We start from the raw sequence: 14,921 nt of genomic DNA on the forward strand, positions 1-14,921 counted from the left end.
CCGACGGGACCGGGGCGTGCCGCTCAGGCGGGGCCGGGGCGTGCCGCTCAGGCGGGGGCGGGCGGGACGCCGTCGAGCGCGGTGCGGACCTCGCCGACGATCGCGGCCATCGCGGCCTCGGCGGCCTCCGGGTCGCCGTCCGCGACCGCGCGCGCGACCGCCTCGTGCTGGTCGAGGGCCTCGGGGACGGGCGAGGCGGGCATGAGGCCCAGGTGCGTCCGGCCGCTGAGGACGGCCGCGACGACCCCCGCGAGCGCGCCGAACATCTCGTTGCCGCTCGCGCGGAGCAGGATCTCGTGGAACCGGACGTCGAGCGCGAGGAACTCCTCGAGGTCGCCCGCCTCCCCGAGCAGGCGCATGCGCCCGGCGGCGGCGACGAGCTCGGCGCGCTCGGCGGGCGTGGCGTGGAGCGCGGCCCCGGCGGCGGCGAGCGGCTCGACGGCGTGCCGCAGCTCGGTGAGCGTGCGGAGCTGCGGGTCGCGGCCGGGGCCCTCGAGCCGCCAGCGGATGACGCGCGGGTCGAGCACGTTCCAGTCCTCGATGCCGAGCACGACGATCCCCACGCGGCGCCTCGACCGCACGAGCCCGAGCCCTTCGAGGAGCCGCATGACCTCGCGCGCGACGGTGCGCGACACCCCGAACTCGGAGCCGATCGACTCCAGGGTCAGCGGCGTTCCCGCGGGGACGTCGCCGCTGGTGATGCGACGTCCGAGCGAGTCGAGCACGGTGGTGTGCAGGACCGTCGTCGCCATGTCTCGCAGCCTAGTGGCGGCCAATGGTGCTATCAATCACTTGCCAAAGGTGCTACCAATACCCCACAGTGGAGGCCGAGGACGACCACGACGGTCGCCACCGGGACGGCCGGGGCCGCCGCGCCCCGACCCGACCGGACGCCCCCACCCGACACGGAAGTCGACACATGGACACCGACGTCAGCTCCACCGACCGGCCCGACGACACCGGGCACCACCCCCTGCCCCAGCACCTCGTCGTCATGGGCGTCGCCGGCTCGGGCAAGACCACCGTCGCGACGCTGCTCGCGCAGCGCCTCGGCACCGAGTACGCGGAGGCCGACCGCTTCCACCCGCAGGCCAACATCGACAAGATGAGCGCCGGGACGCCGCTCACCGACGACGACCGGTGGCCCTGGCTCGAGGCGATCCGCGACTGGCTGAGCAGCGAGGCGGAGTCCGGCCGGTCCGGCGTCGTCACGTGCTCCGCGCTCAAGCGCACCTACCGCGACCTGCTGCGCACGGCCCGCGGCGAGGTGTGCTTCGTGCACCTCGACGGCACCCCCGAGCTCCTCGCCGAGCGCATGCAGCACCGCAGCGGGCACTTCATGCCCACGTCGCTCCTGCCGTCGCAGCTCGCCACGCTCGAGCCCCTGGCCGACGACGAGCCCGGCTTCACCGTCGACGTGACCCTCGCGCCCGACGAGATCGCGAACCTCGTCCTGGAGCGCCGCGCCGACTGCGCCGCACCCGCGCACGGGACGGAGGCGCGCCCGTGATCGCCGCCCTCGCCCAGCACGCCCCCGCCCTCGCGACCGTCGCGCGGGCCGCGGAGGACACCCCCGCCACCGACGCCGGCACCACCCAGCTGATCCTGGCGGCCGTCGTCGGCATCGCGACGATCGTCGTGCTCATCGTGTGGCTCAAGCTGCACCCGTTCCTCGCGCTGATGATCGGCTCGGCCGTGCTCGCGGTCGTCGCGGGCATCGACTTCGTCGACGCGTTCACCAGCTTCTCGGCCGGGCTCGGCTCGACGGTCGCCGGGGTCGGCGTGCTCATCGCGCTCGGCGCGATCATCGGCAAGCTGCTCATCGACTCCGGGGGCGCCGACCAGATCGTCGACACGATCCTCGGCAAGACCTCGACGCAGCGCCTGCCGTGGGCTATGGCGCTCATCGCCTTCGTCATCGGCATCCCGCTGTTCTTCGAGGTCGGCGTCGTCCTCCTCGTCCCCGTCGTCATGCTCGTCGCGAAGCGCGTGCGCACCAACCCGATCCTCGTCGGCATCCCGGCGCTCGCCGGGCTGTCCGCGCTGCACGGGCTCGTGCCGCCGCACCCCGGCCCGCTGCTCGCGATCGACGCGCTCGGAGCCGACCTCGGCCTCACGCTCGGCCTCGGCCTGCTCGTCGCGATCCCCACCGTCATCGTCTCCGGGCCCCTGCTCGCCAAGCCCCTCGCCCGCTGGGTCCCGCTCCCGCCGCCCACGTCCGTGCTCGGCATCACCGAGCGCGACGAGGACGCCCCGCGCCCGAGCTTCGCGGTGTCCGTCGGCGTCGTCCTGCTGCCGGTGATCCTCATGCTGGCCCGGACCCTCGTCGAGGTCACCGGCTCGATCGACACCGGCTGGGGCCGCGTCTTCGAGTTCATCGGCACGCCGCTCGTCGCGCTGCTCATCACCGCGCTCACCTCGCTCGTCGTGCTGGGCTCCGCGCTCGGCCGCACCCGCGACCAGGTGAGCAAGCTCGTCGACTCGTCGTTCGCGCCGATCGCCGGCATCCTCCTCATCGTCGGCGCCGGCGGCGGCTTCAAGCAGACGCTCGTCGACTCGGGCGTCGGCGACGTCGTCGCGAAGGGCATCTCGGACGCGAACATCACGCCCCTGCTCGCGGGCTGGATCGTCGCCGTCCTCATCCGCGTCGCCACCGGCTCCGCGACCGTCGCGACCATCACCGCCGCGGGCATCATGGCGCCGATCGCGGCCGATCTCCCCCCGACGCACGCGGCGCTGCTCGTGCTCTCCATCGGGGCCGGATCGGTGTTCCTCTCCCACGTCAACGACGCCGGCTTCTGGCTCGTCAAGGAGTACTTCGGCATGACGGTCGGGCAGACGTTCAAGACGTGGTCCCTCATGGAGTGCGTCCTGTCCGTCGTGGCGCTCGTCGTCGTCCTGCTCCTGGGGCTCGTCGTCTAGCGACCGGCGTCTCCGCAGCACGGCGAGGACCGCCCGGGCGCACGGCCCGGGCGGTCCTGCCGTCTCCGGACGTCAGCTCCGGTCGGTGAAGACCGGGGTGTAGGCGTCCGGGTCCGCGACCCAGGACTTCCGGCGGAAGCGCTGGAGCGACAGACCGAGCAGCGTCAGCAGCCCGGCCATCACGAGCAGACCGAGGTCACCGCCCGCGCCCGTCGTGGCGAGGGCGGTCGGGCCCGACGCCGTGACGGCGCCGGACGCGGCGGTCACCGCACCGGTCGCGGCACCGGCCGAGGTGCCCGTCCCCGTGCTCACCGGGTTGAGCACCGGGGTCACCGTGCCGCCGGTCGTCCCCGGGTCCACCGGACCCGTCGGGTCCGTCGGGTCCGTCGGGTCCGTCGGGTCCGTGGGGTCCGTCGGGTCGGTCGGGTCGGTCGGGTCCGTCGGCACGACGGCGGACGTCGGGCACCCCGCCGAGGCGTCGCCCAGGAGTCCCACACCCACGCCGCAGACCGTGACGGGCACGGTCACCGGCAGGTCGACGTCCAGGTCGGGCAGCGCCCCGAGGACGCCGTCCTCACCGAGCACGCCGTCCAGCACGCCGCCGTCGCCCAGCAGCCCGTCCTCGCCCAGCACGCCGTCGAGCAGACCGTCACCCGACGAGCCGCCGAGCAGGTCGTCCACGAGGCCGTCCTCGCCGAGCACGCCGTCCAGCAGGCCGTCGCCCTCACCGAGCAGACCGCCCCCGAGGAGGCCGTCGCCCAGCAGGTCGTCGACGAGGCCGTCCTCGCCGAGGACGCCGTCGAGCAGGCCCGAGCCGTCGGTGCCGGTCGAGCCGGTCCCGTCGCCCGAACCCTCGCCGGCCGTCCCGCCGCCGACCGTGGCGTCACCGCCCACTCCGACGGCGACACCCGACACGTCCACCGGGATGGTCACCGGCACGTCGAGGTCCACGCTGGACGCCTCCTTGCCGGTCGAGCCGTCGGCGCCACCACCGGCCGCGGGAGCCGACGGCTGCGCCGGGGCCGGCGTCACCGCCGCGTCGCCCAGGACACCGGCAGCGACTCCCGACACGTTCACCGGGACCGTCACCGGCACGTCGACGTCCACCCCGGACGCCTCCTCGCCGGTCGAGCCCTCGGCACCACCACCGGTCGCCGGAGCCGACGGCTGCGCCGCCGGAGCCGGGGCCACCGTGGCGTCCCCCAGGACGCCCGCAGCGATGCCCGACACGTCCACCGGGACCGTCACCGGCACGTCGAGGTCGACGTCCGCCGGGTCCGCCCCCGTGGCGGGAGCAGGCTCCGGCGCGGGAGCAGGCTCCGGCGCGGGCGCCGGGTCGGCCGCCGGCGCCTGGGTCACCGCGGCGTCACCCAGGACACCGGCAGCGACCCCGGACACGTCCACCGGGATCGTCACCGGCACGTCGACGTCCACGTCCGCGGGAGCCGCCGGGGCGGGCTCCGGCGCGGGCGCGGGCGCGGGTGCCGGTGCCGGCTCGGACGTGACGGCGGCGTCGCCCAGGGCGCCCACCGCGACGTCGGACACGGTCACGGGGACGTGCACGGGCACGTCGACCGCGACGTCGGGCAGGACCTCGGTCACCTGGCTCAGCGGAGCCTCGACCGACACGTCCAGTCCGAGATCGCCGAGGAGGTCGCCCTCGGCTGCGTGGGCCGCTCCGGCCCCGACGACCACGAGGCCGCCTGTGACGAGCGCTGTGCGCAGCGCGCGCCGGACGAAGGTGTGCATGATCGTTTCTCTTTCCTGCTCAGAAGTGGCTGGCGCACGACGGCGCCGGGTCGCGTGTGCCGCGCTCGGGGCGCGACGCGAGCCACGTCAGGCAGGAGAGACGGGGACCTCGAAGAAGGTCGAGGGGTGCTTCGACCGCGCGTCGTCCACGACGGCGGTCCAGGAGGAGAGCGCGGGGGCGTCGGCACCGCTGCCGACCGCCGCGAGCTCGCCGCCCGCCCCGGCGCGCTGCGCGCTGCCGGAGGGCGAGGGAGTGGTGCCGGGGCCGCCGTCGGAGGGGACGCCCCCGGGGCCGGTCGGCCCGTCGGAGGGCAGCGCCGAGCCCGGCGGCGCGCCGTTCGGTGCGACGTCGACCGCCGCCGTCCGGGCGCGCGCGTCCCTCGCGGCGACATCCTCGGGGCCGTCGCGGCCCGTCATGGTGGCGCTGGCTGCGGCGGCCGCCGGTGCGGGCAAGAGCGAGGGGACGGCGGTCGCCGACGGCGCGGCCACGACGCCGCCCGGGTCGACCGCGCCCGGCGTCGACGGGAAGCCGACCGGCGGGTCGTCCGTGCCCGGGGTGTCCGTGCCGGGGGTCGCGGGGAGCAGCGGCGCCACCGGGTCCAGCGGAGCGAGCGGGCCCGTGATCGGGCCGAGCACCGGGTCGGTCACGGGGGCCAGGACGTCGAGGACCGGCGTCAGCGCCTCCAGGACCGGGGTCACCGGGTCGAGCGCGGGCGAGACCGTCTCGAGCACAGGGTTCACCACGGGGGCGACCGCCTCGACGACGGGCGTCGCGGCCGGCACGACGGCGTCGAGCACCGGCGTGGTGACGGGCGCGACGGCGTCGGTCACCGGCTGCACGACGGGCGCCACCGGCTCGACGACCTGCTCGACCACGGGAGCGACCGGCTGGACGACCTGCTCGACCACCGGGGCGACGGGCCGCGCGACCTCCTCGACCACCGGGGCGGCGGGGGTGACGACCTTCTCCACGACCGGGGCGACGGGCTGGACCACGGGGGCGACGACGTCGCGCACGACGGGCTTGACCACGTCCTGGACGACCGGGTCGACGACGGTCTGCACCGTCGACGTCACGGGCGAGAGGGCTTTGCCGAGCCCGAGCGGGTCGTCCGCGGCGGACGCGCCGCCCGCGGTCGCGACGGCGAACGCGAGGCCGGCACCGAGACCGCCGCCGGCGACGAGCGCGCGCACGAGCCAGCGACGGGCGGCCGGTGCGCGCCTGCCCTGCGCGTCGTGAGTCGCGTCCATCGTGTGCCCCGTGGGTCGTCGGTGCAGCGAAGGGGCGGGCCGTCGGGCCCGTCCGAGGTCACGGTAGGCACGGGAGTGTGACGCTCACCACTCGACGCGCCGGATTTCACCCGACGGTTGCCCCGAACACCAGGCCGAGCGCGTACGTGGCCGCGGCCGCGCCGAACCCGATGGCGATCTGGCGCAAGGCCCGCGTGAGCGGGGACGTCCCCGAGAGCAGGCCCACCGTCGCGCCGGTCGCGAGCAGCGCGATCCCGACGAGGAGCGCCGCGACCCCGACCGCGAGGAAGCCCGTCATCCCGAGGAGGTACGGCACGACCGGGATGAGCGCACCCGACGCGAAGAAGAGGAACGACGAGACCGCCGCCCCCATCGCGGTCCCGTGCGTCTCGTGCTCGTCGATGCCGGGCGGCGGCGCGATCACGGTCTGCTGGGTGTACGTGGCGAGGACGTCGGCCGCGTGCTCCTCCGCCTCGGCGGGCGCCATGCCGCGCGCCCGGTAGACGAGCGCGAGCTCGTTCGCGTCCACGTCGAGGTCGGGCAGCGCCGCCGATGCCTGCGGGCTCGGCGTCGACGCGTCGAGCAGCTCGCGCTGCGAGCGCACGGACACGTACTCCCCCGCACCCATCGAGAGGGCCCCCGCGAGCAGGCCCGCGAGGCCCGAGAGGAGCACCGTGCTGTTCGACGCCCCCGACGCGCCGATGCCGAGGATCAGCGCGAGGTTCGACACGAGGCCGTCGTTCGCGCCGAACACCGCCGCGCGGAACGTCCCGGACATGCGGTTGCGCCCGCGCGTCGCGAGGCCGCGCACGACCTCCTCGTGGATCCGCTCGTCGGCGGCCATCCGGGGTGTCGCGTCGGCATCGGTCGCGTACGTCGAGCGCGCCTCGGCCCGCTGCGCGAGCGCGAGCACGAACACGCCGCCGAAGCGCCGCGCGAGCCACCCGAGCGTGCGGGTGCGCCAGTCGCCGCGCAGCGGCCGTCCCGCGTCCTCGCCGAGCAGGTCGAGCCAGTGCTGCTCGTGGCGGCGCTCGGCCTCCGCGAGCGCCAGCAGGATGTCCCGCTCCTCGCCCGTCCGGCGGCTCGCGAGGTCCCGGTACACCGCGGCCTCGGCGCGCTCGTCGGCGAGGAAGCGGCGCCACCGCCGCACCTCCTGCGGGGAGGGCCGGTGCCCGACGGCGGTCGGCGGCACCGCGGTCGACGGCACCTCGGGTGCGCCCGGGCGCGCGGGGTCGGCGGGCACGCCGGAGGGCGGCTCAGGTGTGGTGGGCATGCCTCCATGATGGCGATTTTCGGGCTCGCGGTGTTGCGCGTCGCCGAACGGCCCGTGCGGGGCGCCCCCGACCGGGGTTGCGGACGACCCCAACCTCGACCCCGCGCCGGACCGCCGTCGGCTCCGCACGCCGGACCGGGCGCCCGTCGCCGTGGTTGGATCGGAGCATGACCACTGGAGAGAACGGACTGTCCCGTCCCGAGGTCGACGCCCCGGAGGGTCCCGCGCCCACCGAGCTCGTCGTCGAGGACATCACCGTGGGCGACGGCCCCGAGGCCACGCCCGGCGCGACCGTGAACGTGCACTACCTCGGCGTCGAGTACGAGACGGGCGAGGAGTTCGACGCGTCGTGGAACCGCGGCGAGTCGATCAACTTCCCGCTGCGCAGCCTCATCGCGGGCTGGCAGCAGGGCATCCCGGGCATGAAGGTCGGCGGGCGCCGCAAGCTCGTGGTGCCGCCGGAGCTCGCGTACGGCCCGGCGGGCGGCGGGCACCGCCTGTCCGGCAAGACGCTGATCTTCGTCATCGACCTGCTCGGCGTGTCCTGACCGACGCGTCCCGAGAGCGTGCGGAGGGCCCCGGTCGTCGACCGGGGCCCTCGTGCGTCCCGGCCCTCCCGGGGCGTCTCGAGCGTCGCGGGACGGGTCGACCGGCACAGGGCGGGTCGGGTCGGGGCGGGGCGGGGCAGGTCGGCCGTCCCGGGTCGGGTCTGGCGGGCCCTAGCTCCCGGCGCCGGGGCACGGGACGAGGGCGGGGTCCGTCTCCTCGGGCGCGCCGCCCGGCACCGCGAGCGCCGCGACGGCTGCCGGAACGGGGACCGGGCCGGTCGCCAAGGCGAGGGCCCGTTCGCGCCGCGCCGCGCGGAGCCGGACGACGGTGTCGACGAGGACGCCCAGCAGGATGCCCCCGACGACGCCCACCACGACGGCGAGCAGCGGGCTGTCGCCGACCCACGCGGCGGCGAGCGTCCCGATGACCACGGAGTACGTCGCCCACGTCACGGAGGCGACGGCGGACAACGCCATGAACCGGCGCCGCGAGAACCCGACCGCGCCCGCGGTCACGTTGACGGCCGTGCGCCCGACGGGGACGAACCGCGCCCCGAGCACGACGGACGCGCCGCGCCGGTCGAGGGACCGCGTGGCCCACTCGACCGCGCGCCGCCCGCGCGCGCCCCGCAGGGCGGGCAGGGCGCGGGTGCCGAGCGCGCGCCCCAGGGCGTAGGCGAGCTGGTCGCCGCACCAGGCGCCGAGCGCGGCGACCGCGAGCACGATCCCCCACGCGACCCCGCCGCCCGACTGGGCCGCGACGGCGAGCATGACGATCACCGTCTCGCCCGGGATCGGCGGGAAGAACCCGTCGCCGGCGGTCGTCGCGAAGAGCACGGGGAGCGCCCACGCCGAGTCCACGAGCGCGAGCAACCACGACTCGACCTGTCCCCACAGCTCCACGACCCACGCGACCATGCGTCCCAGCCTCGACGGCGCCGCCCCGCCGCACCATGGGGTATCCCCCCGGTTCTCCCCTGAGGCGACCCCGAGCGACGACGTCGGACCGGGACCGCCGGGGTTCCCGGACGCCGTCCCGGGACGCCCCGGAACGGCCCGCGCGGGGTGGGCCGCGCGCCTCCCGGAGGGGCGTCGTCGGACACGTGCACCACGACCCTCCCGGGCGGGGGACAATGGCGCCGACGCATTCGCCTCCCCGCGCCGCAGCCGGCGGGCGGGATCGTCCGTGATCGAGGAGCGCTGTGATCACTGTCAGCACCGACGGCTCGTGCCTGAGCAACCCGGGCGGAGCCATCGGGTGGGCGTGGATCAACCACGACGGCACGTTCGACTCCGGCGGCGCCGTGAGCGGGACCAACCAGGTCGCCGAGCTCACCGCGCTGCTCCAGGCGGTGCGCGCCCACCCGGGCGCGGAGCCGCTGCTCATCGAGTCCGACTCGCAGTACGCGATCAAGTGCGCGTCCGAGTGGGTGGTCGCCTGGAAGCGCAAGGGGTGGCGGACGGCGGGCGGCCAGCCCGTGAAGAACCTCGAGCTCGTCCAGGCGATCGACCGGGTCATCGCCGAGCGCGCGGGACCCGTCCGGTTCCGCTGGGTGCGCGGCCACGTGGGCGACCCGTTCAACGAGCGCGCGGACCAGCTCGCGGGCCTCGCCGCCCAGGACTGGGCCGCGGGCCGCGGGGACCTCGACGGCACGCTCGTGCCCGAGCTCGGCGACCCGACCCGGTCACCGGGCCGCGTGCCGGCACCGGCCGCCGCTGACCGTGGTGCACCCGCGCCCCGGCAGGCCGCACCCGAGCCGGCGTGGGACATGGACACCCTCTTCGACTGACCCCTCCCGCCGAGCACGACCCTGCTCCGGGTCGAGCACGACCTTGCTGTCGCGATCGGGCTGATACCGCCAGCAACGTCGTGCTCGACGGCCGGGCGGTGAGGAGCGGTGAGGGCGGCGGGGTCGGGCGTCGGCGGCGGGTGCGACCATGGACGGGTGACCGTCCTGCCGAGCACGGGCCGCGCGCCCGCCGAGCGCACGGTCGGCGACCTCGCGCAGCCCGGGCCGACGGCGCAGCCCGGCGCGCCGCTCGCGCGTCGCTTCCGGTCGGGGCGGCCGCTCGACCTGCACCTCACGCTCGACCGGCTCGCGCGCGGTCCGTACGACCCGACGTTCCGCCGCACGCCGTCCGGCGACGTGTGGCGCACGACCCGCGCGGAGACCGGGCCCGCGGCGTACCGGCTGGTGCAGACCGGGCCGTGCGACGTCGTCGGGCACGCGTGGGGGCCGGGCGCCGCGGAGGTGCTCGACGACCTGCCCCGCCTGCTCGGCGAGAACGACGACGACACGGGCTTCGCCCCGCCCGCGGTGCTGCGCGACGCCCACCGCCGCAGCCCCGGCCTGCGGATCCCGCGCACGGGGCGCGTGCTGGAGGCCCTCGTGCCGGCGATCCTCGAGCAGCGCGTGCAGTCCGTCGCGGCGTGGCGCTCGTGGAGCTGGCTCCTGCGTCGGCACGGCGAGCGCGCCCCGGGGCCCGCGGGCGACGCCGGGATGCTCGTCGTGCCCGACGCGGCCACCTGGGCGCGCGTCCCCACGTGGGACTGGCACCGCGCGAACGTCGACCCGGGCCGCGCGCGGACGGTCGTCGCGGCGGCGCGCGTCGCCCGACGCCTCGAGGAGTGCGACCGCCTGCGCGACGTCCAGGGCGCTCCGGCCGCGCACGCGCGGCTGCAGGCCGTGCCCGGCGTGGGCGTGTGGACGGCGGCCGAGGTCGCGCAGCGGGCGCTGGGCGACCCGGACGCCGTGTCCGTGGGCGACTACCACCTGGCGAAGGCGGTGGGGTGGGCGCTCGTGGGCGAGCGCGTCGACGACGAGCGCATGCTCGAGCTGCTCGCGCCGTACGCGCCGCACCGCTACCGCGTGGTGCGGCTCCTCGAGGTCTCCGGCCGGGCGCAGGCCCCGCGGCGCGGCCCGCGCCTGTCGATCCAGGACCACCGCCGCAACTGACCGGCCCCCGCCCCTCGCCGAGTACGGGAAAGAGCCGCCGGAACGAGGCGTTCCGGCGACTCTCTCAGGCACTCACGGTTACTCGGGGAGCGCGCACGACCCGTCGACGCACACCGCGGCGTCGTCGGCGCCCACGAGCGTGAGGCCCGGCGCGGGCTCACGGTGCGGGGCGGCGGCGTCCGCGGCGCTCACGGTCATGAGCGTCGTGCGGCGCGGGTTCGCGATGGAGTGGTAGAGGTTCGTGGTCGTGTCCGTCATCTGAGGCCTCCTCGTGGGATTCACGGGCGCCGGTGCACGTGTGGGCCGGCGTCGGTGCGGGCTGCGTCCAGTCTGGGTGATACCGAGTCGCAGTTCCACCGCACCGGGTGTGAGATGCGTCGCTTCCACGTCGCATCCCGACGTCGTCCGGGACGCCGCGGCTCAGGCCGCGTCACGCTCTGCGACGGCCTGCTGCAGCACCTGGACGAACACCGCCGGGTCCTGCGCACCCGAGACGCCGTACCGCCCGTCGACCACGAAGAACGGCACGCCGTTGATCCCGTAGGCGCGCGCCTGGTCGATGTCGGCCTGGACGTCGTCGGCCCAGCGCCCGTCCTCGAGCGCCGCGACGACCTCGGCGCGGTCGAGCCCGACCTCCGCCGCGAGGTCCGCGAGCTCCTCGACGCGGCCGACGTGACGACCCTCCTCGAAGTACGCCTTGAGCAGCCGCTCCTTCATCTCGACCTGCTTGCCGTGCGCCTTCGCGTGGTGCAGCAGCTCGTGGGCCGTGAGCGTCTTGGTGTGCTGGAGCGCGTCGAAGTCGTAGCGCAGCCCCTCGGCCGCGGCGAGCTGCGTCATCTGCCCGAGCATCTGCTCGACCTGGGCGCGCGGCATGCCCTTGTGCCCGGCGAGGAAGTCCACCTCGGTGCCGTCGAAGTCGACGGGCGTGTCGGGCGCGAGCTCGAACGAGTGGTACTCGATGTCGACCTGCGGCCCGTCACCCGACTCCGCGAGGCGGCCGAGCGCCGTCTCGAGGCGTCGCTTGCCGACGTAGCACCAGGGGCACGCGACGTCGGACCAGATGTCGATCTTCACCGTGGGGGCGGCGGCGTCCGTGGGCGCGGGGCTGTTCGTGGTCATGTGACGCTTCAACCATCTGGGCGGCCGCGCGATTCCCGCGGCGGGCGGTCAGTCGGTGCCGTGCGTCGCGCAGTACAGGTCCTGGAGCACCATGATCTCGGCCCCGTGGTGCACGAGCTCGCGGTTCATGTGCGCGACGAGGTGGGCGAACGGTGCCTGCGCGTCGATCTCCGTCGCCTGGCCGAGCCCGACCGTGAACGCTCCGTCCTCGGGCAGGCCGTCGACGCCCGCGCGCCACCGCTCGACCTCGTGCCGCAGCCCGTCGACGGCGGGCCCGACCTCCCCCGAGAAGGTCACCGCGTCTCGGCGCCGCTCGTGCGGCCCGAACGTCCACTCCCAGCGCTCGAAGAACGCCTCGGTGAGGTGCGCGACGAGCCACGCCACCGTGCGCGGCTGCGGCGAGTCCGGGCCCTCCGGCCACTCCATCACCCACTCGCCCGCACCGAGCGTGCGCGGCGTGCGCTCCGACCCCCGCCGCACGACCCGCAGCGCGTCCGGGCCCGGCTCCCACTCGAGCTCCGCCTGCGTCAGCGTCGCGAGCCGGTCGCTCAGCTCGAGCCACGAGAAGCCGAGCTGTCCCCGCACGACGGCGAGCGCCGTCGGCACCGTGAGGATCGACCAGTCGAACTCCGGGCTGCCGTACGCGGTCCGCCCGTCCGCCGTCTCGTGCACCATCGCGGTTCCTCCCCCGGACCGGCGCGTCGGCGTCCCGCCGCGGCGCGGTCGCCGACGTCCTCGTCCGCGCGGTCGTCCCGACCGCGCGTCCGGCCACCCTGCCGGGCCCCGCCAGACGTGTCAACGGGGGCCGCACCCACGGACCGCACCGCCGCGGCGCTGCGCGAGAATGGGGAGGCCCGCCCGTCCCCCAGGCCCGGAGTCCTCGTGCGCGTCCGCCCCCGTACCGTCCTGCTCGTCGCGACCGGGTTCGCCGTCGTCCTGCTCGGCGCGCTCGTCGTCTTCCTCGCGGTCAACGGTCTCGACGGCATCCCCGACTGACCCGACTGCGCCCGCCGGTCGAGGCCCCGGCACCGCCCGGCAGGGCCGTCGCCGCGCGCCGTCCGCGCGCCGGGGTGATCCTGCTGAGGAACCCCCGCGCAGGAAGGCCGCCCCGTGACCCCGACCGCCCCCTCCCCCGACCCGCAGCTCGTCCTCGTCCGCCACGGCGAGACGGAGTGGAGCGCGAGCGGGCGCCACACGGGCCGCTCGGACGTCCCGCTCACCGTGGCCGGCGAGCAGCAGGCCGTCGCGGCCGGCGTGTGGCTCCAGGCGTGGGCCGACCACCGGGGGCGGCGCCCCGCCGTCGTGCTCACGAGCCCCCGGGAGCGGGCGCGCCGCACCGCCGACCTCGCGGGCTTCCCCGCCGCCACGACCGACGACGACCTCGCCGAGTGGGACTACGGGCCCGTCGAGGGGCGCACGTCGGTCGCGGTCGGGGAGCAGCTCGGGCGCGAGTGGCTGCTCTTCCGCGACGGCGTGAACGTCCTCGCGGCGCCGGACGGGCACCGCGGCGAGGAGCTCGACCAGGTGGCGGCGCGGGCCGCCCGGGTGCTCGGGCGCGTCGAGCCGACGCTCCAGGACGGCGACGACGTGGTGCTGTTCGCGCACGGCCACCTGCTCCGCGTCCTCGCGACGGTCTGGCTCGGGCTCGACCCGGCCCTGGGCGCGCGGTTCGAGCTCGGCACCGCGGCGATCTGCCTCCTCGGCTACGGGCACGGGCTGCGCACGGTCGAGGGCTGGAACCTGGCCGCGCAGGGGTAGCGCGGGTGGCACGATGCTGCCCATGGGACTGAGCGAGAAGCACCTCACCGAGGGCGAGCACGTCGTCATGGAGCTCAAGGAGCACGCCAAGGCGCTGTTCTGGCCGTTCGTGCTGCTGCTCGTGCTGGTCGCCGCCGTCGTGGTCACGGTCCTGCTCGTGCCGAACGACGTCGTCCGGTGGGTCGTGGCGGGTCTCGCGCTGGTCGCGGCGGTGGTCTGGGTGTTCGTGCCGTGGCTGCGCTGGCGCACCACGGAGTACACGGTGACGAACAAGCGCATCGCCATGCGCTCGGGGATCATCACGCGCACCGGCCGCGACATCCCGCTCTACCGGATCAACGACGTCAACTACGAGAAGGGCCCGATCGACCGGATCTTCGGCTGCGGCACCCTCGTCATCTCGGACGCGACCGACAAGCCCGGCCTGAACCTCCACGACGTGCCGGACGTCGAGAACGTCCAGGTGCGCCTGCACGACCTGCTCTTCACCGCCGACGACGGCTCCGACGACGGCGAGTGGCCGCCGAACGAGCCGCCCCGCGGCCGTCGCGGCCCCCGCATCCCGCGCGCGGAGCGCTGACGCTCAGTCCTCGATCCGGCGTCCGGCCGCGATCTCGGCGCGGGCGCGCAGCTCGTCCGTGAGCGTGACGTCGCCCTCGAGGTGGGCGGCGAGGAGGCGGCGCGCGAGCCCGGCCGCGCGCTCGGGGTCCGCGCCGCGACCGTTCCAGGCGCCGAACCAGTCGGCGAGCGTCACCCCGTGCTCGGGCCGGTAGCAGACCGTCACCGCGTCGCCCGCGCGCAGCTCGCCGTGCTGCACGACGCGCAGGTACGCGCCGGTGCGGTTCGCGACCGTGAAGCGCTTGACCCACCGGTCCTCGCCGAGGCGGCGCGCGAACGTCGAGCAGGGCGTGCGCGGCTGGGTGACCTCGAGGAGCGCGGTGCCCACGGCCCACCGCTCGCCGACGACGGCCTCCGTGACCGGGATGCCCTCCACGCGCAGGTTCTCGCCGAACAGGCCCGGCGGGACGTCGCGACCGAGCTCGCCGGCCCACCAGTCCGCGTCGTCCTGCCCGTACGCGTACACCGCCTGCTCCTCGCCGCCGTGGTTCGCGCGGTCGGCCTGCAGGTCCGCGTAGAGCCCGAGCCGGCGCACCTTCACCGGTCCGGCGACGGGGCGCTTGTCGATCGCCGTGACGCCGACGGGCCCCGCGTCCGGCAGGAGGGCGTGCACGCGGCACACCGCGAGGATCTCGCCCGTGGGGGCGCTGGAGGCGAGGTCCGTGACGGGTGCGGTCCCGGTGGTCACGGCGGCTGCGGTGGACATCCCTCGATTCTCGCAGGGTC

At 75.9% G+C, this 14,921-nt stretch carries 16 protein-coding genes; 7 read left to right on the forward strand and 9 right to left on the reverse strand.

Annotated features, from left to right (window positions below; all coding sequences use genetic code 11):
- Window positions 1–47 precede the first annotated feature (47 nt).
- Window positions 48–752, reverse strand: a complete 705-nt coding sequence (locus MT994_RS00445) for an FCD domain-containing protein (RefSeq protein WP_128957716.1) — start codon at window positions 750–752, stop codon at window positions 48–50.
- 167 nt (window positions 753–919) lie between these two features.
- On the opposite strand from MT994_RS00445, the gene MT994_RS00450 reads away from it, so the two are divergent.
- Together MT994_RS00450 and MT994_RS00455 are read left to right on the forward strand one after the other, a co-directional pair.
- Window positions 920–1,510 carry a gluconokinase gene (locus MT994_RS00450; RefSeq protein ID WP_021482091.1) on the forward strand — a complete coding sequence of 197 codons (591 nt, stop codon included), beginning with the start codon at window positions 920–922 and terminating at the stop codon, window positions 1,508–1,510.
- Window positions 1,507–2,922, forward strand: coding sequence for a gluconate:H+ symporter (locus MT994_RS00455; protein ID WP_228485100.1), 1,416 nt, complete (start codon window positions 1,507–1,509; stop codon window positions 2,920–2,922). The genes MT994_RS00450 and MT994_RS00455 overlap by 4 nt, the downstream gene beginning before the upstream one ends.
- Window positions 2,923–2,994: 72 nt before the next feature.
- On the opposite strand, the gene MT994_RS00460 is transcribed toward MT994_RS00455, so the two are convergent.
- From MT994_RS00460 to MT994_RS00470, 3 genes are all read right to left on the reverse strand, one after another.
- Complete coding sequence (locus MT994_RS00460) at window positions 2,995–4,671, reverse strand: hypothetical protein (RefSeq protein WP_354804609.1); 1,677 nt, start codon at window positions 4,669–4,671, stop codon at window positions 2,995–2,997.
- An 87-nt stretch (window positions 4,672–4,758) separates the two neighbouring features.
- Window positions 4,759–5,922 (reverse strand): hypothetical protein, encoded by a 1,164-nt coding sequence (locus MT994_RS00465; RefSeq protein WP_354804610.1) that lies wholly within the window; start codon window positions 5,920–5,922, stop codon window positions 4,759–4,761.
- A gap of 106 nt (window positions 5,923–6,028) precedes the next feature.
- The gene (locus tag MT994_RS00470; RefSeq protein ID WP_354804611.1) at window positions 6,029–7,195 is read right to left on the reverse strand and encodes a VIT1/CCC1 family protein; all 1,167 of its coding nucleotides are present in this window, start codon (window positions 7,193–7,195) and stop codon (window positions 6,029–6,031) included.
- Window positions 7,196–7,362: 167 nt separating this feature from the next.
- Here MT994_RS00470 and MT994_RS00475 point away from each other — a divergent pair, with 167 nt between their 5' ends.
- Window positions 7,363–7,743: an FKBP-type peptidyl-prolyl cis-trans isomerase gene (locus tag MT994_RS00475; RefSeq protein ID WP_043659735.1), complete on the forward strand. Its 381-nt coding sequence runs from the start codon at window positions 7,363–7,365 to the stop codon at window positions 7,741–7,743.
- Window positions 7,744–7,914: 171 nt separating this feature from the next.
- Here the strand turns inward: MT994_RS00475 and MT994_RS00480 are convergent, their stop codons facing one another.
- Window positions 7,915–8,661 (reverse strand): DedA family protein, encoded by a 747-nt coding sequence (locus tag MT994_RS00480; RefSeq protein ID WP_144679781.1) that lies wholly within the window; start codon window positions 8,659–8,661, stop codon window positions 7,915–7,917.
- Between the two features lie 284 nt (window positions 8,662–8,945).
- On the opposite strand from MT994_RS00480, the gene MT994_RS00485 reads away from it, so the two are divergent.
- Both MT994_RS00485 and MT994_RS00490 read left to right on the forward strand, forming a co-directional pair.
- Window positions 8,946–9,533, forward strand: coding sequence for a ribonuclease H (locus MT994_RS00485; RefSeq protein ID WP_076404413.1), 588 nt, complete (start codon window positions 8,946–8,948; stop codon window positions 9,531–9,533).
- Window positions 9,534–9,689: 156 nt separating this feature from the next.
- A complete protein-coding gene (locus MT994_RS00490; RefSeq protein ID WP_354804613.1) occupies window positions 9,690–10,700 on the forward strand; it encodes a DNA-3-methyladenine glycosylase 2 family protein in 1,011 nt (336 codons plus the stop codon).
- Between the two features lie 78 nt (window positions 10,701–10,778).
- Here the strand turns inward: MT994_RS00490 and MT994_RS00495 are convergent, their stop codons facing one another.
- The 3 genes from MT994_RS00495 to MT994_RS00505 form a co-directional block, all read right to left on the reverse strand.
- Entirely contained in the window at window positions 10,779–10,958 is a 180-nt protein-coding gene (locus MT994_RS00495) for a hypothetical protein (RefSeq protein ID WP_021483013.1), read from the reverse strand.
- Between the two features lie 162 nt (window positions 10,959–11,120).
- Window positions 11,121–11,819 carry a DsbA family oxidoreductase gene (locus MT994_RS00500; RefSeq protein WP_021483014.1) on the reverse strand — a complete coding sequence of 233 codons (699 nt, stop codon included), beginning with the start codon at window positions 11,817–11,819 and terminating at the stop codon, window positions 11,121–11,123.
- 48 nt (window positions 11,820–11,867) lie between these two features.
- On the reverse strand, window positions 11,868–12,494 hold the full coding sequence (locus MT994_RS00505) for a DinB family protein (RefSeq protein ID WP_354804615.1): 627 nt from the start codon (window positions 12,492–12,494) through the stop codon (window positions 11,868–11,870).
- 435 nt (window positions 12,495–12,929) lie between these two features.
- Between MT994_RS00505 and MT994_RS00510 the strand changes: the two genes are divergently transcribed.
- Together MT994_RS00510 and MT994_RS00515 are read left to right on the forward strand one after the other, a co-directional pair.
- Entirely contained in the window at window positions 12,930–13,577 is a 648-nt protein-coding gene (locus tag MT994_RS00510; protein ID WP_354804617.1) for a histidine phosphatase family protein, read from the forward strand.
- 22 nt (window positions 13,578–13,599) lie between these two features.
- Window positions 13,600–14,157 (forward strand): PH domain-containing protein, encoded by a 558-nt coding sequence (locus MT994_RS00515; RefSeq protein ID WP_043659328.1) that lies wholly within the window; start codon window positions 13,600–13,602, stop codon window positions 14,155–14,157.
- Window positions 14,158–14,160: 3 nt separating this feature from the next.
- Here the strand turns inward: MT994_RS00515 and MT994_RS00520 are convergent, their stop codons facing one another.
- Window positions 14,161–14,901, reverse strand: a complete 741-nt coding sequence (locus MT994_RS00520) for an MOSC domain-containing protein (RefSeq protein ID WP_194227338.1) — start codon at window positions 14,899–14,901, stop codon at window positions 14,161–14,163.
- Window positions 14,902–14,921: the final 20 nt, after the last annotated feature.

It is taken from the genome of Cellulosimicrobium sp. MI9406 (genome assembly GCF_040595865.1).
Taxonomy (GTDB): domain Bacteria; phylum Actinomycetota; class Actinomycetes; order Actinomycetales; family Cellulomonadaceae; genus Cellulosimicrobium; species Cellulosimicrobium funkei.

Excerpts from the sequence above, each read along its gene's own strand:
- MT994_RS00445 (WP_128957716.1), bottom strand. The coding sequence starts at position 752 with ATGGCGACGACGGTCCTGCACACCACCGTGCTCGACTCGCTCGGACGT.
- MT994_RS00450 (WP_021482091.1), top strand. The coding sequence starts at position 920 with ATGGACACCGACGTCAGCTCCACCGACCGGCCCGACGACACCGGGCAC.
- MT994_RS00460 (WP_354804609.1), bottom strand. The coding sequence starts at position 4,671 with ATGCACACCTTCGTCCGGCGCGCGCTGCGCACAGCGCTCGTCACAGGC.
- MT994_RS00465 (WP_354804610.1), bottom strand. The coding sequence starts at position 5,922 with ATGGACGCGACTCACGACGCGCAGGGCAGGCGCGCACCGGCCGCCCGT.
- MT994_RS00470 (WP_354804611.1), bottom strand. The coding sequence starts at position 7,195 with ATGCCCACCACACCTGAGCCGCCCTCCGGCGTGCCCGCCGACCCCGCG.
- MT994_RS00475 (WP_043659735.1), top strand. The coding sequence starts at position 7,363 with ATGACCACTGGAGAGAACGGACTGTCCCGTCCCGAGGTCGACGCCCCG.
- MT994_RS00480 (WP_144679781.1), bottom strand. The coding sequence starts at position 8,661 with ATGGTCGCGTGGGTCGTGGAGCTGTGGGGACAGGTCGAGTCGTGGTTG.
- MT994_RS00495 (WP_021483013.1), bottom strand. The coding sequence starts at position 10,958 with ATGACGGACACGACCACGAACCTCTACCACTCCATCGCGAACCCGCGC.
- MT994_RS00500 (WP_021483014.1), bottom strand. The coding sequence starts at position 11,819 with ATGACCACGAACAGCCCCGCGCCCACGGACGCCGCCGCCCCCACGGTG.
- MT994_RS00505 (WP_354804615.1), bottom strand. The coding sequence starts at position 12,494 with ATGGTGCACGAGACGGCGGACGGGCGGACCGCGTACGGCAGCCCGGAG.
- MT994_RS00515 (WP_043659328.1), top strand. The coding sequence starts at position 13,600 with ATGGGACTGAGCGAGAAGCACCTCACCGAGGGCGAGCACGTCGTCATG.
- MT994_RS00520 (WP_194227338.1), bottom strand. The coding sequence starts at position 14,901 with ATGTCCACCGCAGCCGCCGTGACCACCGGGACCGCACCCGTCACGGAC.